Here is a 26,652-nt window from a genome sequence, read left to right as displayed (position 1 = left end):
GGAGAGGGCCATGATGCCACAGGCGGGGAGCCTGCCACCAAGAAGCCCCCGGACTCCTGAGGGAGAACGGGGGCTTGGGGGGTGCCACACGGGGTGCCTTGCTCAGGCTGTACGCGTCTTGCGCTTGCCGAGTCGTGACAGCAGGAAAGGCCCGAGCAGCAGCAACAGCGAGGCCAGCCACAGGCCCTGCGAGATGCCCGATTGCCACAGGATACTGCTGTCGCCACCGCTGATGGCCAGGGCGCGACGCAGATTCTCTTCCATCAGTCCGCCGAGCACGAAGCCCAGCACGATGGTGGCCAGCGAGAAGTTCAGCTTGCGCAGCAGGTAGCCCAGCACGCCGATGCCCAGCATCAGGTAGATGGCCCCCATGTCGGAATGCAGCTGATAGACCCCGACGAAGGACAGGATGACGATGCCCGGTACCAGCGCCCAGCGCGGGATGGTCAGCACGCGCGCGAAGAAGCCGGCCAGCGGCAGGTTGAGCAGCAACAGCACGATGTTGCCGATGTACAGCGAGGCGATCAGGCCGCCCGCGACCTTGGGATGCTCGCTGAACATCATCGGGCCGGGCGTGATGTTGTAGAGCATCAGCGCGCCCAGCAGCACGGCGGTGGTGCCGGAGCCCGGAATGCCCAGGGTCAGCATCGGCACGAAGGAGCCCGCTGCGGACGCGTTGTTGGCGGCTTCCGGCGCGGCCAGGCCACGCATGTCGCCGGTACCGAAGGTATTGTTCTTGTCGCTGACACGTTTCTCGGTGGTGTAGGAGACGGCCCCCGCCACCGAGGCGCCGGTACCCGGCAGCACACCGATCAAAAAGCCGAGCAGGCCGGAGCGCAGCATGGCGCCCTTGCAGTAGAGGATTTCCTTCATCGTCACGAAGACGCGGCCGATGACAGGCAGGGCGCCGGTCTTGCCATGCTGCAGGCGGCTTTCCAGCATCAGCAGGATTTCACTGATCGCGAACATGCCGATGATCAGCACCACGAAGTCGATGCCGTCGTAGAGGTCGGGGATATCGAAGGTGAAGCGCTGGATACCGGTGCCGGAATCGACGCCGACGGTGCCGATCAGCACGCCGAGAATGGCGCCCAGCGCCGTCTTGACCGGGTCCTTGCCCATCATCACCGACATGGACGCGAAGGCGAACACCATCATGGTGAACAGTTCCGCCGGACCGAACTGCACGGCCACCTTGGCCAGCAGCGGGGCGAACAGGGTCAGACCCAGGATCGCGATGCTGGCACCGACGAAGGAGCTGATCGCCGAGATGCCCAGTGCCGGTCCCGCCAGGCCCTGCTTGGCCAGCGGATAGCCGTCGAGGGTGGTCATCACGGCGCCGGCATCCCCCGGCACGTTGAGCAGAATGCTCGACATCCGGCCGCCGTATTCGGCACCGGTATAGATGCCTGCGAGCAGAATCAGTGCCGATTCCGCCGGCAGGCCGAGGGTATAGGCCAGCGGCATCAGAATGGCGATGCCGTTGATGGGGCCGATGCCCGGCAAGGCACCGAACAAGGTGCCCAGCAGTGCGCCACTGAAGGCCAGGCCAAGGTTGAGTGGCGTCAGTGCGACGCCAAAGCCTTGGAGGATGAAATCAAACATGAGAAAGCCCTCTCGGAATCAGGAAAACCACAGCCCGGTCGGCAGCGAGATTTCCAGCACGGCGGTGAACAGCACGTAGCTTGCGCCGGCCATCAGCACCCCGGTCACGCAGGCAGCGCGCCAGCGGGCACCGAACAGACGGGCGATGGCGGTGATGGCGGCGACGGCCGTGATGGGGTAGCCGAGGCGCACGAAGAAGAAGGCGAAGGCGATCAGGATCACCATCACCAGCCCCAGTTGCAGCATCACGCTGGCGGATGGCCAGTCACCTTCCGGGCCGGGGCGCAGGATCAGCACCAGCGAGAAGATGGCCATCAGGATCGAGAGGCCGATGGGAAAGGCCTTGGGGCCTACCGGGTCGTAGGCGAAGGGCACTTCGATACTCAGGGACTGGGCGACGATGAACGCCGCCAGTCCCATCAGGGCGAAGCCCAGGATGCGATCGGCGGCGAGTCTCATTTTGTCAGTCCCACTTCCTTGGCGAGGGTCTTGAAGTCGGCGACCTGGCCTTTCACGTAATCGTCAAAATCCGCGCCGAACTTCTGGATCGGGAACAGACCGCGCGCTTCACGGATCTCGGCGAATTCCGGCTTTTCGCTCAACTGCTTGAGGCGTTCGACCCAGGCGTCGTAGTCGGCATCGCTGACGTCCTTGCCCATGTAGTAACCACGCCAGATCGGCCAGGTCACGTCATAGCCCTGTTCGGCAGCCGTGGGAATCTCGGCGAAGGCGCCGTCCATGCGTTCTTCGGACAGCGCGGCCAGTACGCGAATCTTGCCGCTGGAAAGCTGGGACTTGAGCTCGGACAGATCACCGGTATAGACCTTGATGTGATTGCCCAGCAGTGCCGCCAGGGCTTCACCACCGCCCTCGAAGGACACGTAACGCAGCTTGCGCGGCGAGACATCGATGGACTTGGCGATCAGCGCAGCCTTCATCCAGTCCTGGCTGCCGATGGTGCCGCCGGCGCCGAAGGGAATCTCGCTGGGGTGTGCCTTGAGGTCCTGCATCAGTTCATCGAGGGTCTGCCACGGGGCGTCTGCATTGACGACCACCGCGCCATAGTCGACCCCCAGTGCGCCAACCCAGCGGACGTCATCGGCGCTGAACTTGCCGAACTTGCCCAGCGCCAGATTGACGGCGGCACCGGTGCTGGCGGCCACGACCAGATTGGGGTCATCACTGCGTACCCCGATGACGTGGTTGTAGGCGACCGCGCCGATGCCACCCGGCATGTAGGTGACCATCATCGGCGAGTCGATGATGCCGGTTTCCAGCAGGCCGTTGGCGGCCAGGCGGCAGGTGAGGTCGTAGCCACCGCCGGGCTTGGCCGGGGCGATGCATTCGCTCTTGTCGGCCGCGGCGGCGGGCATGGCGACCAGGCTTGCCGCGGCCAGCGCGAGCGGCGCAGCCATGGCGGCGGCGAGGCGCAACGGCGTGATGTCGCGAAGGGAAGAGGGCAGGCGTCGGGACTGGCGCATGGTGTGCTCCTGATGGCTGTTGTTTTTGTCTTCACAGCGCCTTTTGCTTTATGTTCATGGCGACAGGGTGGCGCTGTCTGATCGGTATATCGCAGCGGTAGTTGCGATACCGGCATGGTAGGAGCGCGACCTTTCATCAACCTGTCACTTTCCCTTCCCCTTACTGAGACTTTGGATGCATGCGCCTGCTCGTCGTCGAGGATGATCCCCTCATTTCCCGCACCCTGCAGCGCAGTCTGTCGACGCTGGGCTATGCCATCGATGTCTTCGATACTCTGGCACCTGCACGGGACGCGGCGCGCCAGGGCGGCTTTGATCTGATCCTGCTTGATCTCGGCCTGCCGGATGGGCAGGGCATGGACCTGCTGTCGGAGTTGCGTCAGCGCAATGACCTGACGCCGGTGCTGATCATCACGGCGCGGGATGGGGTGGACGACCGGGTGCGTGGACTGGATCTTGGTGCCGATGATTACCTGGCCAAGCCGTTCTCGCTGGTGGAGATGGAAGCCCGTGTGCGGGCCTTGCTGCGGCGCAGTCAGGGGCGCAGTGACAACACGCTTCGCTTCGGTCCGCTTGCCATGTCGACCCGCAGCGGCACTTTCACGCTGGTGGGCGCGACGCTGGATCTGCCACCACGGGAGCGTCTGCTGCTGGAAAGCCTGATGCTGCACGCCGGCAAGGTGGTGTCGCGGGAGGTGATCGAAGGCAAGGTATTCGGCTATGGCGAGGTGGGCTCGAATGCGTTGGAGGTCTACATCAGTCGGCTGCGCAAGCGCCTGGCAGGCAGTGAGATACAGATCCGTACCCTGCGTGGGCTGGGCTATCGTCTCGAGATGACAGACGCTGGATGATCATCCACGGCAAGCTGCGCAATCGCCTGCTGGGGTGGATGCTGAGCATGATGCTCATCGTCGGCGGGCTCGTGTTGATCGATGCCTGGGTCACCAGTCAGCGCTCGGCCCAGCGCGCCTTCGACAATCAGCTCGAGGATGCGCTGCTGGCCATGTCAGAAGCCATCCAGTGGCAGGATGACAAGCCGCGCATCATGATGCCGCCGGCTGCCCTCAAGATTCTCTCCACACGACATCAGGAACGTGTCTTCTACCGCCTGCTGGATGATCAGGGGCGGGTACTGGCCAGCAACCTCGAGATCCCGCTAACCCCGCAGATGCTGCGCGAGGCTGGAAAAAGGGATGTCTGGCAGGCCATCCGTTATCAGGGCGTCACGTGGCGGCTGCACGCGCGCAGCGTGCGTTCCGCAGGCTGGGAGCGGCAATTTCGTGTGCAGCTCTGGGTCGGACATACCACCGAAGGGCGCCGGCAGCTGGCGCGCGAGCTGATGATTCGAGCCACGGGCCGCATGCTCATCATGGGGGTGCTGGCGGTGGTGATGATCCTGATCACGCTGAGGCTGGCGCTGACACCGCTCAAGCGTCTGCGGCATCAGTTGCGTCGGCGTCAGCCGCAGGATGCCACGCCGCTGGAGGGCACCATGCCGGAAGAGATGCGCGAGCTGGTCGAGACGCTGGAGCAGCTTTTCCACCGCCAGGGAGAATCCCGCGATGCGTTGCTGCGTTTTACCGCCGATGCCAGCCACCAGCTGCGCACGCCGCTGGCGGGAGTGCAGAACCTGGCGGAGTTCGCGCTGACGAGCTCATCACCTGACGAATGGCGCGCAGCGCTCGGGGATATCCACGCCAGCGCTGCACGCACCAGTCGCCTGGCGGGGCAGTTGTTGAACCTGACGCGGCTGCGTCACCTGGCATTGCCCACCGAGCAGGATGCGCTGGATCTCGGTGAACTGCTTCGCGGCGTGGTGCTGGAATGGGTTGATCACGATCTCGCGCGCCTGCATGACCTGGGGCTGGCCGAACTGCCTGCACAGCCGGTCTGCGTGATTGGCGAGTCGTGGGCGCTGCGCGAACTGATCGGCAATCTGATCGAGAATGCGTTGCGCTACACCCCGCCCGGCAGCGAGATCACCCTGCGCCTTGCCGCCCATGACGATAGCGTGCTGCTCAGCATCGAGGACAACGGCCCCGGTGTGCCGAAGGAGATGCTGGAGCGACTCTGTCAGCCCTTCGAGCGCGCAGGGCGTCAGGACACCGACGGTTCGGGACTTGGGCTGGCGATCGTCGAGACGATCGCCCTGCGCCATCAGGCTGACTTGCAGGTCACCAATCGCGATGTGGGAGGGCTGTGCATTCGCATCCGCTTTCCGAGGTGGCCGTCATGAACCTCATGTCTGGCAGGCTGCGCGCCACCCCAGGGGCCCGTCGAGTCACGAGTTGCCTGGTGCTGGCCCTGTGGGCAGGTCTTGCCATCCTTCTGGCTGCCAGGCCAGTCATGGCGGCACAGGACCGCCTGGTCATTGAAGCGGCAATGGATCGCCAGGTCGCGGCGCCCTTGCTGGCGGCCTTCTCGCGCCAGTATCCCGCCATCGAGATCGTCTATCACGATCGCACGACGATGACGCTCAATGCACTGGCCGTTCAGGACAATGCGGGGGCCGATATCATCATCAGCTCGGCGATGCCCTGGCAGGTGGCGCTGGTCAATCAAGGACTGGCCCAGCGACTGGACAGCGAGGCTGCAAGGCAATGGCCCGAGTGGGCCAAGTGGCGCGATGAAATCTTCGCCTTCACCTTCGAGCCCATCGTGATGGCCTACCGGCTGGATCTCGCGACCAGAATGATGCCGCCATCCTCGCATGCCGACGTACTGAACCTGCTGACGGAGCATGCCGAGACACTGACGGGGCGAGTCGTGGCCTATTCGCCCTCGAAGAGCGCACTGGGATACGCGCTCCATCTTCAGGATTCCTACTATTCAGGACGCTTCTGGAAACTGGTCGCGGCGCTCGGACAGGTCGACACCACTCTCGAGACCAGCACGCAGCGCATGCTGGAAGGCCTGAGCGATGGCCGCTACTGGCTGGGGTACAACCTGCTGGGGTCCTACGCCATCCGCTGGGCACAGTCCCACCCTGAGGTCATCGTGCAGATGCCCATTGACTATGCGCTGATCTCCATGCGCACCGCCTTCATCCACCGCGATGCTCCGCATCCGGAGGCTGCGCGAACCTTCATGGACTTCCTCATCGGACGGCAAGGGCAGCATGTGCTGGCGGGCGAGACACCGCTCTACAGCATCCGCACGGATATCACCGGCCCCTACACCGCCCAGTCGCTGCGGGATCAGGTCGGCCAGCGGCTCTACCCGCAGCCTCTGGACGCCTCGATTCTGAGCATGCTGGACAAGGCGCGTCGTCACGATTTTCTCGACCGCTGGTTCGATGCCTACTCCGGCGGTACGCCGACCCCCTGACGCAAGCGCATCCGCCGGCGCATCCCGCCGCAGGCCGCGCCATCCGTGGCTCTAGTTGACCAGATGGTTAGTGTCAGGGGGTACGAAATCGCGAGATTGATAGCCTGCGACGTTTGTCTCGAGTGGGGCGAATGGGTTATCATGGGTGATTACCTCGCAGCAACCGCTAGAACCGTAGTCATGGTGCCCGTCCATCGGGCCCTGCACTGCGGCTTTCGCGCATCCCTCATAAACTGCTACTGGGCGTTCGACATGCTACGTATAGCGCAAGAAGCTCTGACGTTTGATGACGTTCTTCTCGTCCCCGGCTACTCCGAGGTCCTCCCCAAGGACGTCAGCCTGAGATCACGTCTCACACGCGACATCAGCGTCAATATCCCGCTCATCTCCTCTGCGATGGATACCGTCACCGAAGCTCGCCTGGCCATCGCCATGGCGCAGGAAGGTGGTGTCGGCATCATCCACAAGAGCATGAGCATTGCCCAGCAGGCCGCGGAAGTCCGCAAGGTCAAGAAGCACGAGAGCGTCATCGTGCGTGACCCGGTCACTGTCAGCCCGAAGGCCAAGATCCAGGATCTGCTGGCGATGTCCGAGGAGCATGGCTACTCCGGCTTCCCGGTGGTCGAGGGTGAATACCTGGTCGGCATCGTGACCGGTCGCGACATGCGCTTCCAGCCTGATTTCAGCGATACCGTGGCCGGCATCATGACCGGCCGCGACAAGCTGGTCACCGTGCTGGAAGGCACGCCGCTGGAACAGATCAAGGCCAAGCTGCAGGAAAGCCGCATCGAGAAGATGCCGATCGTCGATGACGAATTCCGCCTGCGCGGTCTCGTCACTGTTCGCGACATCGAGAAGGTCAAGACCTACCCGAACGCGGCGAAGGACAGCAACGGCAGCCTGCTGGTCGGCGCCGCCGTCGGCACCGGCCCGGAAACCCCGGACCGCGTCGCGGCCCTCGCCGAAGCCGGCGTTGACGTCATCGTCGTCGACACCGCTCACGGTCACTCCAAGGGCGTGATCGACCGCGTCGCCTGGGTGAAGGAGCATCATCCGAAGATTCAGGTCATCGGTGGCAACATCGCGACCGCCGAAGCCGCCATCGCCCTGGCAGAAGCCGGCGCGGACGGCGTCAAGGTCGGCATCGGCCCGGGTTCCATCTGCACCACGCGCATCGTCGCCGGTGTCGGCGTGCCGCAGATGAGCGCTGTCGCCAACGTCGCGGCCGCCATGGCCAAGTACGACGTTCCGGTCATCGCCGATGGCGGTATCCGCTTCTCCGGTGACATCGCCAAGGCCATCGCCGCAGGCGCCAGCATCGTCATGATCGGCGGCCTGCTCGCCGGTACCGAGGAAGCGCCGGGTGAAGTCGAGCTGTTCCAGGGCCGTACCTACAAGGCGTATCGCGGCATGGGCTCCATGGGCGCCATGTCCCAGACCCAGGGTTCCAGCGATCGTTACTTCCAGGACAAGAACGCCGGCGTCGAGAAGCTGGTACCGGAAGGCATCGAAGGCCGCGTGCCCTACAAGGGCATGATGAGCGCCATCGTGCACCAGCTGATGGGCGGCCTGCGTGCCTCCATGGGCTACACCGGCAGCCAGACCATCGAAGAGATGCGCACCAAGCCGCAATTCGTGCAGATCACCGGTGCCGGCTTCGCCGAATCCCACGTCCACGACGTGCAGATCACCAAGGAAGCGCCCAACTATCGGCGCGACTGAGACATAGCGAAGCGCGATGCAAAGCGGGAGCCCTACACGGGTTCCCGCTTTGCTTAGGTCGAAGAAACTTCTGGTCTCGGCTATTCTCGGCGCCAGATTGTGTCGACCCCGCGCTCCCTCGCAGCTCCGAAGCGGGTCACATGACTCCCCAATGAGAGACTGAAGATGCAAGACATCCATTCCCACAAGATCCTGATCCTCGATTTCGGCTCCCAGTACACTCAGCTGATCGCACGTCGCGTGCGTGAGCTGGGCGTGTTCTCCGAGGTGCGTGCCTTTGACATCACCGAGGAAGAGATCCGCGAGTACAACCCCAACGGCATCATCCTGGCCGGTGGCCCGGAATCCGTGACCGAGCTGGACTCGCCGCGTGCGCCGCAGTGCGTGTTCGAGATGGGTCTGCCGGTGTTCGGCATCTGCTACGGCATGCAGACCATGGCCGAGCAGCTCGGCGGCAAGGTCGAAGGCTCCAACGTGCGCGAATTCGGCTATGCCCAGATTCGTGTCGATGGTGAGTCCGCGCTGTTCAAGGACATCAAGGACCACCTGGACGACGAAGGCCGCCCGCTGCTCGACGTCTGGATGAGCCACGGTGACAAGGTCGCGAAGGTCCCGGAGACCTTCACCGTCACCGCCTCCACCCCGAGCTGCCCGATCGCCGCCATGGCGTGGGAAGAGAAGCAGTTCTACGGCGTGCAGTTCCACCCGGAAGTCACCCACACCCTGCAGGGCCAGCGCATCCTCGAGCACTTCGTGATCGAGATCTGCCAGTCCGAGCGCCTGTGGACCCCGGCCAAGATCATCGAAGACCTGACCGATCGCGTTCGAGCCCAGGTCGGTGACCGCAAGGTGCTGCTCGGCCTCTCCGGCGGCGTCGACTCCTCCGTGGTCGCGGCGCTGCTGCACAAGGCCATCGGTGACCAGCTGACCTGCGTCTTCGTCGACAACGGCCTGCTGCGCAAGAACGAAGGCGACCAGGTCATGGAAACCTTCTCTCGCCACATGGGCGTCAAGGTCATCCGTGTAGACGCCGAAGACCTCTTCCTCGGCAAGCTCAAGGGTGTCAGTGACCCGGAAGCCAAGCGCAAGGCCATCGGCAACACCTTCATCGAAGTGTTCGATGCCGAAGCCGCCAAGCTCAAGGACGTCGACTTCCTCGCCCAGGGCACCATCTACCCGGACGTGATCGAATCCGCTGCCAGCAAGACCGGCAAGTCCCACGTCATCAAGTCCCACCACAATGTCGGCGGCCTGCCGGACGACATGAAGATGGAACTGGTCGAGCCGCTGCGCGAACTGTTCAAGGACGAAGTCCGCAAGGTCGGTCTCGAACTCGGCCTGCCCTACGACATGGTCTACCGTCACCCCTTCCCGGGGCCGGGTCTGGGCGTGCGTATCCTCGGTGAAGTGAAGAAGGAATACGCGGATATCCTGCGTGAAGCCGACGCCATCTTCATCGAAGAGCTGCACAACTTCGACTGGTACCACAAGACCAGCCAGGCGTTCGCCGTCTTCCTGCCGGTCAAGTCCGTCGGTGTCGTCGGCGATGGCCGTCGTTACGAGTGGGTCATCGGTATCCGTGCCGTCGAGACCGTCGACTTCATGACGGCCCGCTGGGCGCACCTGCCGTATGAGCTGCTGGAGAAGGTCTCCAACCGCATCATCAACGAGCTGGAGCACGTCTCGCGCGTCACCTATGACGTCAGCAGCAAGCCGCCGGCCACCATCGAGTGGGAATGATCGCCTGACGATCCCCCCTCGCTGAGCTGACGCAGCGTTCTGTCGAGACGGTCTCTTGAACTGATCCAGACAAGAACGTAGCAAGCAAAAAGCCCTTCTGGCCATTGGTCGGAAGGGCTTTTTTTGTGGGTGTTCTTTTCAAGTAATGGATGCACTAACCATCTAAATTTTGTGATTATTTCTCAACTATAGGTGAGAGGTTAAGGAGCAAGATGCTGAGAGTAGACGAGAATAAAATCTTCGAATTATCGTCTATAATAAACTCGAGGTCAAAACAAACTCTCTAAGTTGCCGAGCCTGAAACCATAACAGGCTAGACAAGAGAGCATTATCCTGAGATTGTAAGATGTATTGGCTACCCATGTTCTTGGAGATAGGAAAAGCTAAAGCTTGCTATTTTAATAGCACCAGTAATTAACACGCTCTATAAAGAGGATAGTTTTTTAGTCTATGGCATGAAAATTGTTAAGGAATTGTTCACATTTAGATGATAGGTGGTCTATACTTGCTTATGACTCTAAAAATTTGACCACGCTGGTCGAACAAGTGTCAAAGCATCCATTAGATAAATGATTATCCATAGCGTATGGCGAACAAAAAAGTAGAAGAGATTTTGCTAGTAATTAGCTGACTGTTTTTATCTGTCTATAGGTTTCAGCAATAAGAATGTAGTGGTGTAGTTTATACGGAAATATTTATAATACAAGGAAGAATTGTGACTAATATAAGCGATAAAGATACCAAAATTCGTTTGCTTGATTTGAATCGTAAAACAAGTAGCGAGCTTATAGAAGAGAAAGATTTACAGAAAGATCTTTGGATGAACCTTGTTAAATTATTAAAACCTAGTGAATCGCTCGGTGAAAATAATAAGGATGAATTTACTCCTAAAAGCTTGCGTATTTCTCAAGACCGTGTTCATGAAGCAATCTTCATAGGTGGACGACGAGGTGAAGGCAAAACTACGATTTTACTACAAGTATTAGGCAAAATAGAACGTGGTGAATGGCCTAATTATCGTAGTCTTGGATTACTTGACCCAACTCTACTAGAAACTAAGCAAAACTTAATATTGTCTATTGTCCAGCGCATTCGTGAATATTTAATTCATGAGGAAGATTCATGGGGTAAGCGGAGCCGGGGAAGTGAGCAAAAGTTACAAAAGGCGCGAGAAGCCTTAAAAGTTTTGGCCAAAGGTATTACTGTTCTGGACGGTATTGGTAAAGATGTACATGATGAGGACTGGTCTGAGGCATCTTTCATTCTAGATGAAGGAATGGAACGTGCAGAAGCAGCTTATGGATTCGAAGAAGGCTTTAGGAATTTCGTGAGCTGTGCAGCAGAAGCTGTTGGTTGTGAGGCCTTTGTATTGTGTATTGATGATGTAGATACCAAGTCAGAAATGGGAGGGCCGGTACTTGAAGCACTGCGCAAATATCTGACATCTCCGAAATTACGAGTAATAGTTTCAGGTGACCCAGAGCTTCTACAATCTCTTACACGTAAGTTACAGCTTGAAGGTCTAGGTAAAAATTTCTTCGATTTTGAACATAGTATCAGTAAATCTTACCCAGAACATTCCCGTGTTGGCATGCTATTGGAGCAATTATCCGGACTTGAAGATCAGTTTCTTACAAAAGTAATGCCGCCTAATCGTCGCCTTAAGCTTAAAACTCTTAATGAGATAGACGCTCGGCCTGATACTAAGATAATGCTTAGGCAAAGGCATGCCAAAGAAGAAGTGCCACTTAAGAAATTCCTGAAAAAAATAATTATCCATCACTGGGGTGAGCACAACCCGAGTGCACTTCATCATTATCGTTCGGCTATCTTATCCATGCCGGTCCGTAGTATTATCGAGTTTCTAAATGTATGGGATGTAGAGGATAATAGCAGTCCATACGCAGAGGATGTTACTGCACGTATGATTGAAATTGCACGTAGCCAGTTATCTGAGGTTGGTTTACGAATAGACTCTATTCAAAATATCCCTACACCAGAGATGAAAATACGTCGTATCGTTGAGTGGATGTGCCAAGAGCCAATACGATGGACAGATTTTTCGAATCTTGTGCCAAACGGAGCACATGAAGGGCATGATCGTGTCGTGCTGGCTCTATCCTCACTAATGTCTGGTGGGATGTTAGATAAATTATCAGGTATTATTCGGTTTTGGCTCCTGTTCGCTTTACTCAAGGATCAAATTGAACTCGGGACTTTCGGCGATAATGACAAGCTAAAACATAATCTATTAAGATTTTTAGCACATACTCGATATATGCAAGATCAACCAATAGGAAATATGCTCGGATACTGGGCGGGGTGGACCAGAAGTCCAGCCGAAAGTAATCAATCGGGTATACTAATGGATTTGACTATTGTTGGTATCCCTGTAGCGACAGATCGAGTCCGTAATCCCAATCGTGCAATTAAACGTTTATATGGTGTTGAATATACCAGTGGCAGTGGCTGGAATCCATTTAAGAGAAAAACTGTAAAAGAAATAGATAGCTTTATCGAAACACTTCCTGAGGACTTAGCTTCATTTCACAAGAAACTGTCAGTTAATAGGAGTGTGTATGGAAGAACCCAGAATACCCTATCGGGGGCTTTGTATAACTCCGTAGAAGGTCTAGCTAAAAACTTAGATAGTACCGCTGGGTCTGCATTGTTGCTTCCTTATACAAAAGTTTCGAGCCCTCAACGCTTTGAATATGGTAATTACAGTCTTTTATCTGTTTTTGCTGGTGTTATAGATTTGTTAATTGTAAAAGATTGCCCACGGGTTATGAAGGGCTGGCAAAAAAATAATACTTTCCCTATAGTTCGCAATAGTAGAGCTGAAATAAGTGCTGAAAATGATTTATTAGAGCAGGATGGATATGAAAATAATGAATATACTTTTAGTGATCAAGATAGTGAAGATGATTTTGATGCGGACTTTGTGAAAAAATTAGAGTTTTGGTCAGCTTATGATGCTATTAGTGGTGAAATTTCCTCTAGTTTACTCATGTCAATTTGGAAAAAATTTACTAGCGCAGTACCGCGTCTATTCGAGAATGGGAATGCCGGGACAAAAAACTTAATCAATCGCAATATATTTCTTGGTCGTTTTTTCCATCGACAGGTGATAATTTTCCTTCACGCATTTGGTGTAGAGTTGTATTTGCGCGAAGGTGGTCAGATAAAAGTTAGTTTACAGAGCAGTCCAACGAATTCTGATAAGATTTTTTTAGATCTTCTTACACATTTTTCTTCTTCAAAAATTCTTTATGAAGAGGAGATCAATAATTCTGGGAAGAGTTTCAAGGATACACCTGGAGGAGAGCTTTTCTATCATGTTCTAGAGTTTCCAATGTGGGCATATTATCTTGAGTCAAAGTCATATAATGAAATTAAGACCTATTTCCGCGACGAAGGAGCAGGAGCAGTTATACCTGAAATTTCATATATGCCTAATGGAATTGGTAAAGGTGATGAAATAAAATTTAATAGTCTTTATCTTCTTCTCAATACTATAGTCATGTCCGAGGAATATAAGCCATGAGCGCACTATTTTATCGTAGAGCGTTCTCTGATCATCATACGCTTTATGAACTGTCTCTTGGTAACGTCCCTGAGTTTGAATCTTGGCGGCGACGCTTGTATCTTCTGGAGCAGCGTGAGGTGGTCGGCCAGCCTGACCATTTGCTTAAGAGCTATCGGGATATACGCTTTCCGATGTGCAATAAAAAAAGCAATATGGAGGCTTTTGGTCATTTGACTTGGGCGTCACTAGATAGTCTCGCTGAGCGTTTTATTGAACGTCATCTCGGTATCTTAAGCATAAAGCAAGATAGATTTCAGGAATGGCATAATCTTATTACGCATTTTTCTCCATTAATGATTATTGTTGCTTTCCTCGTTAAGGAAGGAAGGCTTAAAAATCATAAGCCGCAAGAGCTATATAGAGCACTACGCCAAGAAATCGGAGATACAGCTCTCCTTTCTTCATATGATCCTGGTATAGAACATATGATCGAAAATGAAGGGCTCAATGAGATGCATATGCATCTTAATGGTTCGACAGAGCTAGATACTATCTGGCCGGATGCGGTTCGTGATCCTTTAGGCTTTAAAAGGTATCTGAATGATACGGGAGATGTGCGGGATCAGTATGAAAATATTCTTCCTAACTGGTCCGTGGAAAAACTAGTGCGAGTACTATTTAGTGCTCGCCGGGCTAGATACTTGATTTGGCATGTCGTAACTAAGGTTGCTCAGGGAGATGATCCCGAGATCTCAACTTCTGCTGTACTAAATATCATTAATTCAGAAAAAACAGATGGAGACTGCAAAAGATTATGGTGTAATATTTCTGGTTCACTTGCAATGCCCTATGATCTTAAATGTCATCCGACTGAAGGTCTCTTTGATAATGTACGTGATAGCGGAACGCTGCTTCATGATGAAGCAGTGTTTCTTTTTATGACTTTAGACACGCTTAGGAACAATAGTCTGCAGAGTAGTATCGCTTTGGCCGTGTTTTTTGTATTCTGCGTTCAGCGTCAAATTATCGAATTATCAGTGCAGCAATTAACACAATATGGCTTCGATCAATTCCAAAAATTTACAATGAACGAGATACGTTCTCGAGTGGAGTTGACGTATGAGCAGAGATTTAAGCAACTTAATATTCGCCCGCCCTATCGAGTTATAAGGCACTTAGAAGGTCGTTTTGCACCCAAAAATGATGTAAAAAAATTGGAAGATCTATTGGGCAGAATTATAGACGGAGCTTCTAGGTTTAGATCTTCCGTAGATAATAACTCGATAAGTACAAAACCCAACCGGCTTGCCCAGCTTCGCAAGCCTGCTGAAGGTAATCTAATTGGCTTTGGAGATAGTAGCGGTTTTGGTAGGCATGACTTTGAACTATCTTTAGTGGCACATTTTATTAAAAAACCTAGTAGTCTTAAGGATGCACTTTATTTAAAAAGAAGAACTGAATTAAGAAAAGAGGTTAAAACTCTTACTCGAGTACTGAAGCGGCGTCCTGCTCTTGCTCAGCTCGTGCGTGGAGTTGATGGTGCAGCCAACGAGCTTCATTGTCCCGCAGAGGTCTTCGCCTCAACCTTTCGGCAGTCTCGTGCAGCAGGAATTCCTTATGCAACTTTCCATGCCGGTGAAGATTTCCGACATCTTATTGGTGGAATTCGTGCTGTTCATGATGCTGTGACTATGCTGAATCTTCAAGCAGGTGACCGCATAGGGCACGGCACAGCTGTGGGAATTAGACCAGGTTTTTGGCTTGAACGAGCCCCTGAGCGTGTGCTGCAAGCACCTTGGGATACTTTGCTAGATTTAGTGTTCGCACGCTCCTTGCTCCATGTTCTAGATGGCTTTTCAGCAGAAGTCCATAAGCTGGAAAATGAAATTACCGATTTGTCTTTACGCTTGATAGGCCGTAACGTTTCTGCCTCTGAACTAGAGGCAGCTTTGGCTTTACGATATATAGATGTATTGGAGTACCACGATATATTAGGCGCTAGTACTCCGAGTTATACGTACTTTGAGTCCCGAGCAAAGACTTTAAGCACGGATATTTCTCGTCAAGAAAATGCTCTTATAGCTTCTGTTGCTAGAGATAAGCCACATGTGTTTGATTTATTTATGGAGCTCCAGTGGAAGCGGAAAAATTGTATATATAAAGAGCCATTTGAGATGAATTGCGATATTCTTTCTGCACGGGCCCTATCCGCAATGCAATCACAGGTGATAAATTGTCTCAATAGAAAGCGTATTGTGATCGAATCTTTGCCGACAAGCAATCTTCGTATTAGTCTTTATGATAACTTTGTTGACCATCATCTGTTCCGATGGCTTGGATTGATGGTAGATGAACCCCTCGACATAATTCCCGACTTTTGTGTGGGAAGTGATGATCCAGGCATTTTTGCTACAAACCTGAAAAATGAATTTATTTTAATTTCAGAAATACTTCGCAACCATTATGGGTGTACTCATAAAGAAGTTGCACAAATTGTTTCTTCATTAAATAGGACTGCGTTAGCATTTCGCTTTAAGCCCGGTGTAGGCAAAGTAGATGCTTCTTGAAAGGCACTTAATTAGTGTACATTATGCAAAAAGCCCTTCTGGCCATTGGCCGGAAGGGCTTTTTTGTGGGTACGATTCAGAGATCGCTTACCGCCTTGTTCACTTCTGCTCGACTGGCCCTTGCCTAGCTTTCTGCAGGTTCAGTCGGACGCCGTGGGCGGAGTGGAAGAAGCCGAAGCCGGCCAGCGGGCGGGTGGCGCCGTCAGGCGTCTGCCAGTAGACATCGGCGCGGTGATTGCGGACCTCGTGCATCACGGCGTCGTATTTCAGCAGTAGTGAGTCCGGTTCGGGTTTTTCGGTCTTCACGTTCCATTCGGTGATGACCAGCACGTAGTCGCCGAGTTGTGGTTGATAGGTGGATGCGAGATGCGCCCCGTTCAGCCTCAGCGGCAGGCTGTCGCCATCCTCGGAGAGCGCGAGGTGGTGACGGAGGTAGTCGCCGAGTTGATCTGTCAGCGGCTGCGGCAGGGGCTGGCCTGGTGCCTGCTCACCAAGGGCTGCCAGTTCCGGCGCGGCGATCAGCAGGTCTTCACGCGGGAACTGGAGCGTGAGGTGCAGCGTGTGCTGCGGTTGCTGCTCGAATGTCAGCACGCTGCCGGGCAGGGCGTGGGCGTGAGCCGTCTCGATGAGGCCACCTCCCGCCCCGCTGGCCTCATTGCCGAGGGAGATCACGGCAAGGGCGAGCAGGGCGGTGCGCCAGGAAGCGCGCCGGCTCATTCGGTCTGGCCGCCGTAGTCGTCGGTGCGATCCCGCCATACCGAGTGGGGATGGTTGCCGACCTTGTCGGTGGACTTGTTCGACTGCAACGAGAATTCGATCCACAGCGAAGGGCCGTGGATACGCACGTAATCGTTCTCGGCGCTGACCTGCGGCGTGCCGGAGAAGCCGAGGTAGGTATCCGGAAGCTCTGCGGTGTACTTCGCCATGTAGGCCTTGGCCTCCGGCGCGGAGATGTCGTCCACGTAGGTCTCGATGGCCGTCAGCAGCAACGCTTGCTGGTCGTCATCCAGCTCGGAGACGGGAATGCCTTCATAGCTCTCGGGGATGGCATCGTCGGCCTGGGGGCCAGCGAGGATGTCACGGTAGGTGCCTTCCAGTGTCGCATCGGCCTGTTGATCCTCGGAGAGCGAGCTGAGCAGGGTGGCGAAGGCATCGCGTTCCTGGGTCAGCGGCTCGTTCACGCGCCCGTTCATCTCGAAATACGGGAAGGGTTCCACGCCACGGAAGGAGGGCGTGGCACCGGCCAGCTTGCCGTCGGTGTAGGTGTTGGCGAAGGCCATGTGATGGCCGCCGTAGTACAGCTCCCAGGTGCCGCTCTCACCCGGTGTGCCGAGGAAGGCAAACTTGGTGTTGTAGGAGGAGTAACCGGCCTTGTAGTCGGTGCTGACGGTGTTGATGTAGTCGTCGGCATTGAGCGTCTGAATCATCTCGTCGAAGCCTTCATCCGGCGCGTGGCCGGTGGCTTCCAGCATGATGGCCTTGACGAGGCCGCGCTGCTTGATGTTCAACTCGCCCAACAGCACGCCGGGACGTTTCGGGAAGGCGCCAGCGGGCAGGTTGCTCCAGTTCTCGGCCTCTGCGAGGGAGTAGTCATGCTGCAGGTTCTGCATGATGTCATCGTCGGAGATATCGGCCTTGAGCAGATCAATCAGGCACAGCATGCGCTCATAGCCTGGCGTGTCGCCGCACTCGGCGGCGCTCTCGGGGATCGGCACGCTCTGCATCTGGGTGCTGGTGTCGCCCATGCGCGCGCGCAGCGCCTCGCTCAAGGCCTGGTCTTCCGCTGACATCGGCGGCGGGCCATCGTGATCGGGCGGCGGCCCGTCGTGCCCTTGTTGTGCGAGGACGGGGAAGGACAGGAGCGCGGCCAGCGCGGCTCCTCCGGTCACTGCGAGACGTCGGGACATCGATGGGCCTATTTTCCGGGGACAGGAAGAAAACCTTAGCCCGCCTGACGTCGAGCAGGAAGCCTTCGCCAGATGAATTCTTTGTGCACATGCCGTGGGCTGTGCGTCGGCTGGCGACGACAGCCACTGGCTATCTCGCGCCTCACGCCAGCGTCAGATCACCGTCGTATTCGAAGCACCTTTCCTCGCCGCTGACGGGATCAATGAACTCGAATCCCTTGGAGAGCAGCTGCAAGGGGCGCGCGTAGTCATCCGGCGAGAGCGGTTGCAGCTCGGGGTAGTAGCGGTCATTCAGGATCGGCCAGCCCAGTGACTGCATGTGCACCCGCAGTTGATGGCGACGCCCGGTGATGGGGTGCAGCTCGAACAGCGCCCGGCTACCGCGTTGCGCGACACAGCGGATCAACGAGTGGCTGTTGGGCTCGCCTTCGGAGACCTGAAAGCGGAAGCGTTGCTCGGCCTGTTCAAGGCGGTTCTTCACCTCCCACTGCTGGCCCACCAGGGTCTCCTCGCTGTGGGTTTCGGCAATGGCCTGATAGGTCTTGTGGATATTCCGCGACTTGAACAGCTCATGATAGCGGTGACGCGATTCGGGATTCAGCGAGCACAGCACCAGCCCGGCGGTGGCCCTGTCCAGGCGATGCACCGCCTGCAGCGCCTCTATTCCGGTACTGTCGCGCAGGCGCTGCTGCAGGCACTCGTTCACGTACAGGCCACCGGGTGTCACCGGCAGAAAGTGTGGCTTGTAGGCCACCAGGATGTGCTCGTCCTGATGGAGAATCCGCTCCGCGAAGGGGATGCTCGGCTCGCGCGCCACCTCACGGTAATAGAAGACGCGCAGATGTGGCTGGTAGGGCGTCTGCGGGGTGATCAATGCGCCATCCTCGCGATGCACCTTGCCGGTGGCCATGCGCTCGCGCCAGGTGGCCTCATCGATGGCCGGAAACTTCTGCAGCAGATATTCCAGTACCGTCGCCACGCCGGGGTTGATCTGCGGCAGGCTCAGCTTGGAGGGGCGGGCGGAAATGGACATGGAAGGCATCACGGTGGCGAGAAGAAAGGGCGAGCGTGGGGCGAGCAAGCCTCACCCTCATGGCGATGGCCCAGTGTAACCGAGCGACGCATGGCTGTCGGGGCAGATGGCCTTGCGAGAGGTTGGCGCGGGAGTGGAGCGATGCGTGCGAGAGGCTTGCCGAGGCGACCAGTGCGGCCTGTGGCTGGGGATATGCGGGTTATCTTTAGAAGAAAATAGCCAAATAAGCCTTGTCGTCTTACGCTGAAAGCCACGCATGACGAGGCTTTCATCCCCACCCCCCACGACTGGAGCGAAGACGCGATGCAAGATGCCAACAGCCACCTGTCGATTGCCATCATCGGGGCAGGCCCGATAGGGCTGAGCGCTGCGGTCAACCTGCTGGCTGCGGGCCTGGAGCCCATCATCTTCGAATCAGGCGAGCAGGTCGGGGAGCATCTGGCTCGCTGGGGGCATGTGCGCATGTTCTCGCCGTGGTCCTACAACGTGGACCCCGTGGCAGCCGAATGGCTCACGCCCACCGGCTGGCAGGCGCCACGAGCGGATGCCTTCCCCACCGGCGCGGAGCTGCTCGCCGACTACCTTCAGCCGCTGGCCGCGCTGCCGGAGATTGCCTCCTGCCTGCATACAGCGACACGGGTCACGCATGTCAGTCGCCTGCAGCATGATGTGCTGCGCTCGCAAGGGCGAGAGGAGGCACCCTTCGTGCTGCGTGTCTCGGGGCCGGATGGCGAGCGCGACGTGCTGGCACGGGCGGTGATCGATGCCTCCGGCACCTTCCAGTGCCCCAACGGCATCGGGGCGCATGGCATTCCCGCACTGGGGGAACTCGCGGCGGCAGAGCGGATCGCCTACGGCGTGCCGGATATCACCGGCAAGGCGCGGGAAGACTATGCCGGCAAGACGGTGCTGGTGGTCGGGGGCGGGCATTCGGCCTTCAACGCGCTGCAGGATCTGGTCAGCCTGGCCGAGCAGAATCCGGACACGCGCATCCTGTGGGGCGTGCGCTCCGCCACGCTGCACAACGTCATCCGCTCCCCGAAGGACGATGAGCTGCAGGAGCGCCGGGCACTGGAAGTGCGTATCCAGCAATGGCTGGAAGACGGCAGATTCGAGGTGGTGACCAATCTCGCCATCGAGGCGATTCATCCACAGGAAGAGCAGGGTGCTCGCCTCGTGGTGGAAAGCGGTGGCCAGCGCCTGCCGGCGGTGGACCGCATCATCGCCGCCACCGGCTTCCGCCCGGATCTTGCGCTGCTCTCGGAGCTGCGTGTCTCGCTCGACCCCGCCACCCAGAGCCCGGCGCGCCTCGCACCGCTGATCGACCCCAACCAGCACAGCTGTGGCTCCGTGCCGGAACACGGCGCCGCCGAACTGACCCACGCGGAACCCGGCCTCTATATCCTCGGCATCAAGAGCTACGGTCGCGCACCCACCTTCCTGATGCGCACCGGCTACCGCCAGGTGAAATCCGTCGTCGCCGCACTGCTGGACCCCGACGCCGTCACCCCCGCCCCGGTGTGTGGCGCCATCAGCAGCACTGCCAATCAGGCATCACGCCAGTGTGAGCCATGTGGGTAAGAGCAGGTAAGGACTGACAATGAAAAAAGCCCTCCCGGCATCGCCGGGAGGGCTTTTTCATGCGTCTTGCGGACTACGTTCTCCGATGGATGATCTGCGGGTTTCTACTGAGATCATCGTCTTACATCGGGTGTTGCTCTTCTTCGTAGAGCTCGGCCTTGGCGTCGCGGAGGACATCTTCGCAGGCGCTGTGGTTGGCCAGTTGCAGCATCAGATTCTGGCTGAGGGCGAAGCCCTTGCCCAGACAGGTGTCGACCTCTTCGCGACTGAGCGCCGGGGTGACATTGCAGTCAATCTTCATCGTACGACTACCGCCATCAAAGCGGTCGGCGAGGGCGCGCAGGCGCCAGGCAAGCCGTGTTTTCCAGCGGGCGGTGGGGTCGGGACCTTCCGTCACGTCGAGCGTGCAGCGCCATTCAGGTTTGTAGACCTTCATGTGAACCTCCTCGGCTGGTCGTTTCAATGATCGATCGTGATGTTCTGCTCCGCTTGCTGTGCTTGATATCTTGCGTTGTTTCTCGTACCGGAAGTCCGTTCCAGACGTGCTCCTGGTCGTCGTGCGCGTGCATCTGCCACGAGGGCGGCGGCGAGACATGGACTGTCGTCAACCGGGCCCGTCACTTCACCATACGAGTTTTGGGCCCGGGTTACATCAGTTCGAGTGTAAACGTTGGTTATCCTCATGTGTTTTCAGCAGGCATTCCAGTGCCAGATGCAGCCAGTCAAAGGTGTCACGCGGGGCTACCGCTAGCGAATCATCAGGGCTGAGGGCTCTGGTGTGCTCGCCCAGCAGCTCCGTAAGCGTCTCGATCTGCATGCCGTGATGTAATGCGAATGTCTCAAGCTCCCCACTGGTAGACCAGATCTCCTGCATCACGGTCGGCACGGCGCTCATGGCGCAGGCGGCGTCCAGTATCTCGCCGCGTGCACGCTCGGCCTGTATGCGCGCAGCATGCTCCAGCAGCCTTGCGCTCAGGGCGGGAAAGCGTGCCTGGACAATCGCGGGCGGCAGGTGGGAGGGAGATGTGCACGGCGGGTGGGCAGAAGCGTCGCGCGGTGCCTGCCAGCGGCGCAGCGGTGCGCCGGATGTCGGCGTGTCTGGTTGAGAGGCCATGTGGATAACTCCAGTGTGCAAGCGCCAGTGCTACAGGTGTCTTGAGGATGGACAGGCATTCAAGCGTTGTCAGTCGCGGCAGGAGAGCAGAGATGAGGCGGCATCACCGCTGACGCAGCAGTGACTTGCGCTGAAGAGCGCAATCGCGTGATGCACTGCCAAGTGGTTCATTTCGCGAGAAAAAAGTCGATCTGGATGCAACCAGACCTCAATGGTGTGCGTACACAGGAAGACGTGCCCGGCACGAGGCGGCGCTGACTGCCTGACAGGCCCATTTCCTCTGGAGAGAATTGACATGACGAAGTACGCCGATCGAATCCGCATTTCCCTGCTGCTGCTGCGCCTCGGGGTCTTCCTAGTGATGACAATGTGGACGTTGGACAAGTTCTTCAATCCCGGTCACGCCGCGGCCATCTTCGAGAAGTTCTATTCCATCGGCGGTGTCGGCGAAGGCATCGTCATCGTGATCGCCGCCATCGAGATGGTGCTGTTGCTGATGTTCCTGGCAGGCGTGAAGAAGACCCTCACCTATGGGCTGGTGCTGGTGCTGCATGCCGGTTCCACGCTGTCCGCCTTCAATCAGTATCTCGCGCCGTGGGAGCACCTGCTGTTCTTCGCCGCCTGGCCGATGCTGGCCGCCTGTGTGGCGCTGTTCCTGCTGCGGGAAATCGATACCTGCTTCACCCTCGGCGGCAAGCAGGCACGTCTCGCGCAAGCACAGACCCAGGCCGGCTGAATCGCGGGTTCGTGAATGCGCTCGCCTGAGGGCAGTTGCGCTCAGGCGATTCGTGAGTCACCCGTTGCCCGTGCGCTGACAGCAAGCGCCAGTAGCCAAAAGGCCCGGTCATGCGATGCATGGCCGGGCCTTTCATGTGCTTGCTGCAGGGTGTCGTGTGTCTCTTTCGCCTAGTGTATCAGAGTGTCATTTCTCGTTATTGTTATCTTTGTGATAATCATGATGGCGTTGTTGAGGTTGTCAGCGCCTTGTTGACGTATTCATAACGACGCCAGGTCATTACGTAAGATCTGACGCAAGGCGTGGCATGAGCCCTCATGCCTTGTCGGTGCATGTCAGGCGATGCTGGAGCGCAGTGGCGAGGACAGAGTCTCGCTCAGCGTGTTCAGCGCTGTGGTCAGCTCGCGTTCGGCCTCCTTCACGCGTTGTGCGCCAGAGGATGGCGCTGCCTGCTCGGCCAGCTGGGTGGCGGCGGACAGCGGGTCCGTCACCGGTGCTGCCACATGCTGCGTTTCCAGGCGTGCGAGGATGGTCTCCAGTGCTGGCAGGCTTGCGTTGTTGTGGAATTGCCAGACGCCGTAGATGCGGCCATCGAAGGCGGCTTCACTGCCCAGGGTGGGGTCTGCCGCCAGTCCGGCGCCGAGTCCGAACAGGTAGAGGCCCTCAAGGAGGTTGCCTGAGAGGTCTCGGGGATTGCCGGTGGCATCGGAATCCAGTCCGCCCTTCACTTGGCTGAGCGGCAGCGGCTGACGCGTCGCATCCAGCAGGCGCGGCAGAATCGGCTGATAACCGTTGCACTGCACCACTACCGGCGCGTCGGCCAGAGCTTCGCTGGCCGCGAGCAGGCGTTGCTGAGGGCCGGGGCCGGTCTGGATGAGCCTGACCTGCATGTCGCAGTCTGCTATCCGACCGCTGGAAAGCACTTGCTGGCCAATGCTCAGGGCACGGTAGCGCAGCCCGCCGGAGCGATTGATGCGTCTGCTGATGGGGCAGACATCGCGCTCGGCATCATAGGAATAGCCCGCGGCCTTGGCCTCTTCGGCGTTCTCGAAGAACAGCCGGACAGGCGAGCGGTGGAGCAGGGTGATCTCGTCGATGCGCGTCTTGTGGAATGCGCTGGCGAGCAGATCCAGCATCGAGAAGGCGCTGTGGGAGCCACCCACCACGCAGACACGCCCACCACGCCGCAGGCGCGGCAGCAAGAGGCTGCGCAGCTGACCTTCCGGCATGCGCAGCAGTTCATCACCGCTGTAGATGCGCGCACGCGGTGACAGGGACAGTCCCTGGCGCGAGAGGTCCTGGGTCAGGTGTTCCGGGCATTGATAGCCGCCGAGATTGAGCACCAGATTGGAGGTGCGGATCCGTGTCGGACGAGACGCGTGTTCCGGTGTGTGAGTCAGCGTCAGCAGATTGTCATCCTCGATACGCTCAACCTCATCGAGACTCGTGCCGCACCACAGCTCCACGCCGACAAGGCGGGTGGCGTGTTCCAGCACCAGCCGGGACGCCGCTTCCAGCAGGGCGCCCACTTCACTGAGCGCCGGGGCGGTGAAGGCCTGGGCGCGGATGTTCTCCAGGCACGGATCGCCTTCCAGCGGAGCGAAGACTTCCGCGAGGGCCGGGTCTCTCAGGCAATCGAGAAAGACATCCCCCACCGAGTTGGCCGTGATGCGATATTCGCCCAGCCGTCCGGCCCCCAGAGGCGCATCCCGATGAATGCCTCCGGCATCCAGTATCAGCAGACCATGGCGTGCGAGTTGCGCCAGTTTTCCGGTTTTCAAGGCATTGAATAGAAACCCCATGCCCGCTGGGCCAACACCGGCCACGACACATCCGTAGGCGGTGATTCGTGAAATATCCTTCATCAGGTTCTGCTCCCTTTGTGGTTCGCTGCGTCCTGAAACTGTCTTGATGACGGGGTGTTTCTCCTGACCAGTGGAGCCCCTATTCCTCAAGAAGATCGTGGCCATTCAGCGCCAGTCTGTGCTGGCTGGTGAAGGCGTCATTGGCGTCGTCGGCCCTGGCCCACGCGGAGGGTATGAGCGTGTTCGGGCTGTCATGCCTTCATGAAAAGGCATTGATATTTCTCATTGATATCAATTTAATCAACAAGATAGCGGAGTAATGGGCGTGATGATGCGGTGATGCTCTCATGACGGGACATGGGTGTTGCACAGATGATGCAGACGATGATCAGTGACGAGACTCGATACCGGTGCGTCCCTTTTTCGTTGAGGTCCGCACCCTTGATGCAACGCTTGAGGCATGGCGATAGGTATCGATGACAATCAATTCTCACACGCGCACGATCACTCGTGGCGTGGCGCAAGACGTGGGAAATGACAGGAACGTCAACGGGTATTCTGGTGAATCGGACAGGATTAATAAATGACCTGAATCAGGATTGAAAACGGCTGATGACGAAAATCATTCATTGCCATTAATGCGATATCGTTTGCCTCATGCGAGGGGATTATCGACTGGTGCGAGGAAGGGACTGACAACCAGCAGTCGATCAGCTGTCGTGTCGTTGGAAAGGATGGCAAACGTGAACGCGGGCGGCGCGCTGGCAGGAACCCGCAGACATGTGAAGTCGCAGGTAGAGGCGTGCAGGCGAGCGAGCGCTGGCTCTGTTATGCTCTGCGCCCGCACGCATGCCTGTTCGGCTCGTGCCTGTTCATCGACTGAAGGAATGTCCTCGTGACTGACGCCACCGCCACCCCTGCCTTTGCCTCTCTGGCGCTGGCGCCCGAGCTGCTCACCAATCTGGAGACGCTCGACTATCACACCATGACGCCGATTCAGGCGCAGAGCCTGCCGCCGATGCTGGAAGGGCGCGATGTCATCGCCCAGGGCCAGACGGGCTCCGGCAAGACCGCCGCCTTCGGCCTCGGCCTGTTGTCGCGCCTCAAGGTCTCGCGCTTTCGTGTCCAGTCGCTGGTGCTGTGCCCCACGCGTGAGCTGGCCGATCAGGTCGCCGGCGAGATTCGCCGTCTGGCGCGCGGTCTGCACAACGTCAAGGTGCTGACGCTGTGTGGCGGTGCGCCCTTCGGCCCGCAGCTGGGCTCGCTGGAACACGGCGCGCATATCATCGTCGGCACGCCGGGCCGGGTGGACGAGCACCTGCGCAAGGGCAGCCTGAGCCTTGCCGAGCTTAATACCCTGGTGCTGGACGAGGCCGACCGCATGCTCGACATGGGCTTCGCCGAGGTGCTGGAAGCCATCATCGCCGAGACCCCGGAAGCGCGTCAGACGCTGCTGTTCAGCGCGACCTTCGCCGATGGCGTGCGCCCGATCGCCGAGCGCATCCTGCGGGAGCCGGTCAGCATCGAGGTCGCCTCCACCCACGATGACAGCAGCATCCGTCAGCTGTTTCATCGGGTAGCGGATGAAGAGGCGCGTTTCGAGGCGCTGCGTATCCTGCTGCTCAAGTATCGTCCTGACACCAGCGTGGTGTTCTGCAACACCAAGCGCGAGGCACAGGAGGTCAGCGATGCCCTCAATGAGCACGGTTTCAGTGCCATGGCCCTGCACGGTGATCTGGAGCAGCGCGAGCGTGATCAGACGCTGGTGATGTTCGCCAACAAGAGCACCTCGATTCTGGTGGCCACGGACGTCGCGGCACGCGGGCTGGATATCGACGCGCTGGATGCGGTCTTCAATTACCAGATCGCCCGGGACCTCGATGCCCACGTCCACCGTGTCGGGCGTACCGGTCGCGCGGGCAGCTCCGGTATCGCCTGTACGCTGTATACCGAGAAGGAAGACTATCGCCTGGCCAAGCTGGGAGATTTCCTCGAGCAGACGCTGGAAGCCGAGCCGCTGCCGGCGAAGAGCATGCTGACCCGTGAACCCTTCCGCGCGCGCATGGCGACGCTGCAGATCGATGGCGGCAAGAAGGACAAGCTGCGTCCCGGCGACATCCTCGGTGCCCTGACGGGCGATGGCGGCCTGCCGGGCAGCCAGATCGGCAAGATCAAGGTACTGGCCCGCACCACCTACGTGGCGGTGGAGCGCGATGTCGCCAAGGCCGCGCTGACCCAGCTGATGAACGGCAAGCTCAAGGGCCGCTCCTTCCGCGCGCGTCGCCTCAAGAGCTGACAGGGGCGCACGTCTGATGGCGTGGAAATCAGCAGAGGAGTGACATGGCAGGTCCCACGTCTCTCATCTGGATCACGACCTTGTCATCACGTCATTCGATGCCCGCCACTTCGGCGGGCATCGTGCTTTTTGAGCAGTAGATTGACTCTCGCGGGCCATGACGGCGGTGGCTAAGCTTGGGGGTGACGGCCCTGATCGACAGGGCGCTG

19 protein-coding genes are annotated in these 26,652 nt (G+C 58.0%); 10 read left to right on the top strand and 9 right to left on the bottom strand.

The window, feature by feature from the left end; genetic code table 11:
- Positions 1-102: 102 nt before the first annotated feature.
- From QD228_RS05600 to QD228_RS05590, 3 genes are read right to left on the bottom strand one after another with little or no spacing between them, the layout of a single operon-like run.
- On the bottom strand, positions 103-1,605 hold the full coding sequence (locus tag QD228_RS05600) for a tripartite tricarboxylate transporter permease (protein WP_084209371.1): 1,503 nt from the start codon (positions 1,603-1,605) through the stop codon (positions 103-105).
- An 18-nt stretch (positions 1,606-1,623) separates the two neighbouring features.
- The gene (locus tag QD228_RS05595; RefSeq protein WP_077378995.1) at positions 1,624-2,064 is read right to left on the bottom strand and encodes a tripartite tricarboxylate transporter TctB family protein; all 441 of its coding nucleotides are present in this window, start codon (positions 2,062-2,064) and stop codon (positions 1,624-1,626) included.
- Positions 2,061-3,086, bottom strand: coding sequence for a tripartite tricarboxylate transporter substrate binding protein (locus QD228_RS05590; RefSeq protein WP_255304463.1), 1,026 nt, complete (start codon positions 3,084-3,086; stop codon positions 2,061-2,063). The genes QD228_RS05595 and QD228_RS05590 overlap by 4 nt, the downstream gene beginning before the upstream one ends.
- A 179-nt stretch (positions 3,087-3,265) precedes the next feature.
- On the opposite strand from QD228_RS05590, the gene QD228_RS05585 reads away from it, so the two are divergent.
- The 7 genes from QD228_RS05585 to QD228_RS05555 all read left to right on the top strand — a co-directional run bounded on the left by QD228_RS05585 (position 3,266) and on the right by QD228_RS05555 (position 15,971).
- Positions 3,266-3,937, top strand: a complete 672-nt coding sequence (locus QD228_RS05585) for a response regulator (protein WP_077378999.1) — start codon at positions 3,266-3,268, stop codon at positions 3,935-3,937.
- Entirely contained in the window at positions 3,934-5,322 is a 1,389-nt protein-coding gene (locus QD228_RS05580) for a sensor histidine kinase (RefSeq protein WP_279874737.1), read from the top strand. The genes QD228_RS05585 and QD228_RS05580 overlap by 4 nt, the downstream gene beginning before the upstream one ends.
- 59 nt (positions 5,323-5,381) lie before the next feature.
- Positions 5,382-6,413 (top strand): ABC transporter substrate-binding protein, encoded by a 1,032-nt coding sequence (locus tag QD228_RS05575; protein WP_279874736.1) that lies wholly within the window; start codon positions 5,382-5,384, stop codon positions 6,411-6,413.
- Between the two features lie 252 nt (positions 6,414-6,665).
- On the top strand, positions 6,666-8,135 hold the full coding sequence (gene guaB, locus QD228_RS05570) for an IMP dehydrogenase (protein ID WP_077379374.1): 1,470 nt from the start codon (positions 6,666-6,668) through the stop codon (positions 8,133-8,135).
- Positions 8,136-8,300: 165 nt separating this feature from the next.
- A complete protein-coding gene (gene guaA, locus QD228_RS05565; protein ID WP_077379004.1) occupies positions 8,301-9,875 on the top strand; it encodes a glutamine-hydrolyzing GMP synthase in 1,575 nt (524 codons plus the stop codon).
- Positions 9,876-10,590: 715 nt separating this feature from the next.
- A complete protein-coding gene (locus QD228_RS05560; protein WP_279874735.1) occupies positions 10,591-13,422 on the top strand; it encodes a hypothetical protein in 2,832 nt (943 codons plus the stop codon).
- The gene (locus QD228_RS05555; RefSeq protein WP_279874734.1) at positions 13,419-15,971 is read left to right on the top strand and encodes a hypothetical protein; all 2,553 of its coding nucleotides are present in this window, start codon (positions 13,419-13,421) and stop codon (positions 15,969-15,971) included. Before QD228_RS05560 ends, QD228_RS05555 begins: the two co-directional genes overlap by 4 nt.
- Before the next feature lie 99 nt (positions 15,972-16,070).
- Here QD228_RS05555 and QD228_RS05550 read toward each other — a convergent pair whose 3' ends face one another.
- The 3 genes from QD228_RS05550 to QD228_RS05540 all read right to left on the bottom strand — a co-directional run bounded on the left by QD228_RS05550 (position 16,071) and on the right by QD228_RS05540 (position 18,911).
- Complete coding sequence (locus tag QD228_RS05550) at positions 16,071-16,688, bottom strand: hypothetical protein (RefSeq protein ID WP_279874733.1); 618 nt, start codon at positions 16,686-16,688, stop codon at positions 16,071-16,073.
- Complete coding sequence (locus tag QD228_RS05545; protein ID WP_279874732.1) at positions 16,685-17,878, bottom strand: DUF3500 domain-containing protein; 1,194 nt, start codon at positions 17,876-17,878, stop codon at positions 16,685-16,687. Before QD228_RS05545 ends, QD228_RS05550 begins: the two co-directional genes overlap by 4 nt.
- Positions 17,879-18,020: 142 nt before the next feature.
- The gene (locus tag QD228_RS05540; protein WP_191236542.1) at positions 18,021-18,911 is read right to left on the bottom strand and encodes a pseudouridine synthase; all 891 of its coding nucleotides are present in this window, start codon (positions 18,909-18,911) and stop codon (positions 18,021-18,023) included.
- A gap of 303 nt (positions 18,912-19,214) precedes the next feature.
- Here QD228_RS05540 and QD228_RS05535 point away from each other — a divergent pair, with 303 nt between their 5' ends.
- Positions 19,215-20,492, top strand: a complete 1,278-nt coding sequence (locus QD228_RS05535) for an NAD(P)-binding domain-containing protein (protein WP_279874731.1) — start codon at positions 19,215-19,217, stop codon at positions 20,490-20,492.
- 121 nt (positions 20,493-20,613) lie between these two features.
- Here QD228_RS05535 and QD228_RS05530 read toward each other — a convergent pair whose 3' ends face one another.
- Entirely contained in the window at positions 20,614-20,928 is a 315-nt protein-coding gene (locus QD228_RS05530) for a hypothetical protein (RefSeq protein WP_077379015.1), read from the bottom strand.
- 216 nt (positions 20,929-21,144) lie between these two features.
- A complete protein-coding gene (locus tag QD228_RS05525; RefSeq protein ID WP_279874730.1) occupies positions 21,145-21,606 on the bottom strand; it encodes a hypothetical protein in 462 nt (153 codons plus the stop codon).
- Between the two features lie 295 nt (positions 21,607-21,901).
- On the opposite strand from QD228_RS05525, the gene QD228_RS05520 reads away from it, so the two are divergent.
- The gene (locus QD228_RS05520) at positions 21,902-22,342 is read left to right on the top strand and encodes a hypothetical protein (RefSeq protein ID WP_077379019.1); all 441 of its coding nucleotides are present in this window, start codon (positions 21,902-21,904) and stop codon (positions 22,340-22,342) included.
- Between the two features lie 335 nt (positions 22,343-22,677).
- Here QD228_RS05520 and QD228_RS05515 read toward each other — a convergent pair whose 3' ends face one another.
- Positions 22,678-24,207, bottom strand: coding sequence for a hypothetical protein (locus tag QD228_RS05515; protein WP_279874729.1), 1,530 nt, complete (start codon positions 24,205-24,207; stop codon positions 22,678-22,680).
- Between the two features lie 835 nt (positions 24,208-25,042).
- Here QD228_RS05515 and dbpA point away from each other — a divergent pair.
- On the top strand, positions 25,043-26,443 hold the full coding sequence (gene dbpA / locus QD228_RS05510; RefSeq protein WP_084209362.1) for an ATP-dependent RNA helicase DbpA: 1,401 nt from the start codon (positions 25,043-25,045) through the stop codon (positions 26,441-26,443).
- Positions 26,444-26,652: the final 209 nt, after the last annotated feature.

This window comes from Cobetia sp. 3AK, assembly GCF_029846335.1.
In the GTDB taxonomy this organism is placed as follows: domain Bacteria; phylum Pseudomonadota; class Gammaproteobacteria; order Pseudomonadales; family Halomonadaceae; genus Cobetia; species Cobetia marina.
Note: the sequence above shows the minus strand (reverse complement) of the source record. Positions and strands in the feature narration are given on the sequence as shown.

Bases quoted from the DNA above. Each gene is read 5' to 3' on its own strand.
- QD228_RS05580 (WP_279874737.1), top strand. From the start codon at position 3,934: ATGATCATCCACGGCAAGCTGCGCAATCGCCTGCTGGGGTGGATGCTG.
- QD228_RS05555 (WP_279874734.1), top strand. From the start codon at position 13,419: ATGAGCGCACTATTTTATCGTAGAGCGTTCTCTGATCATCATACGCTT.
- QD228_RS05600 (WP_084209371.1), bottom strand. From the start codon at position 1,605: ATGTTTGATTTCATCCTCCAAGGCTTTGGCGTCGCACTGACGCCACTC.
- QD228_RS05525 (WP_279874730.1), bottom strand. From the start codon at position 21,606: ATGGCCTCTCAACCAGACACGCCGACATCCGGCGCACCGCTGCGCCGC.
- QD228_RS05540 (WP_191236542.1), bottom strand. From the start codon at position 18,911: ATGTCCATTTCCGCCCGCCCCTCCAAGCTGAGCCTGCCGCAGATCAAC.
- QD228_RS05530 (WP_077379015.1), bottom strand. From the start codon at position 20,928: ATGAAGGTCTACAAACCTGAATGGCGCTGCACGCTCGACGTGACGGAA.
- guaA (WP_077379004.1), top strand. From the start codon at position 8,301: ATGCAAGACATCCATTCCCACAAGATCCTGATCCTCGATTTCGGCTCC.
- QD228_RS05535 (WP_279874731.1), top strand. From the start codon at position 19,215: ATGCAAGATGCCAACAGCCACCTGTCGATTGCCATCATCGGGGCAGGC.
- QD228_RS05550 (WP_279874733.1), bottom strand. From the start codon at position 16,688: ATGAGCCGGCGCGCTTCCTGGCGCACCGCCCTGCTCGCCCTTGCCGTG.
- guaB (WP_077379374.1), top strand. From the start codon at position 6,666: ATGCTACGTATAGCGCAAGAAGCTCTGACGTTTGATGACGTTCTTCTC.
- QD228_RS05590 (WP_255304463.1), bottom strand. From the start codon at position 3,086: ATGCGCCAGTCCCGACGCCTGCCCTCTTCCCTTCGCGACATCACGCCG.
- QD228_RS05545 (WP_279874732.1), bottom strand. From the start codon at position 17,878: ATGTCCCGACGTCTCGCAGTGACCGGAGGAGCCGCGCTGGCCGCGCTC.
- QD228_RS05520 (WP_077379019.1), top strand. From the start codon at position 21,902: ATGACGAAGTACGCCGATCGAATCCGCATTTCCCTGCTGCTGCTGCGC.
- QD228_RS05595 (WP_077378995.1), bottom strand. From the start codon at position 2,064: ATGAGACTCGCCGCCGATCGCATCCTGGGCTTCGCCCTGATGGGACTG.
- QD228_RS05585 (WP_077378999.1), top strand. From the start codon at position 3,266: ATGCGCCTGCTCGTCGTCGAGGATGATCCCCTCATTTCCCGCACCCTG.
- QD228_RS05515 (WP_279874729.1), bottom strand. From the start codon at position 24,207: ATGAAGGATATTTCACGAATCACCGCCTACGGATGTGTCGTGGCCGGT.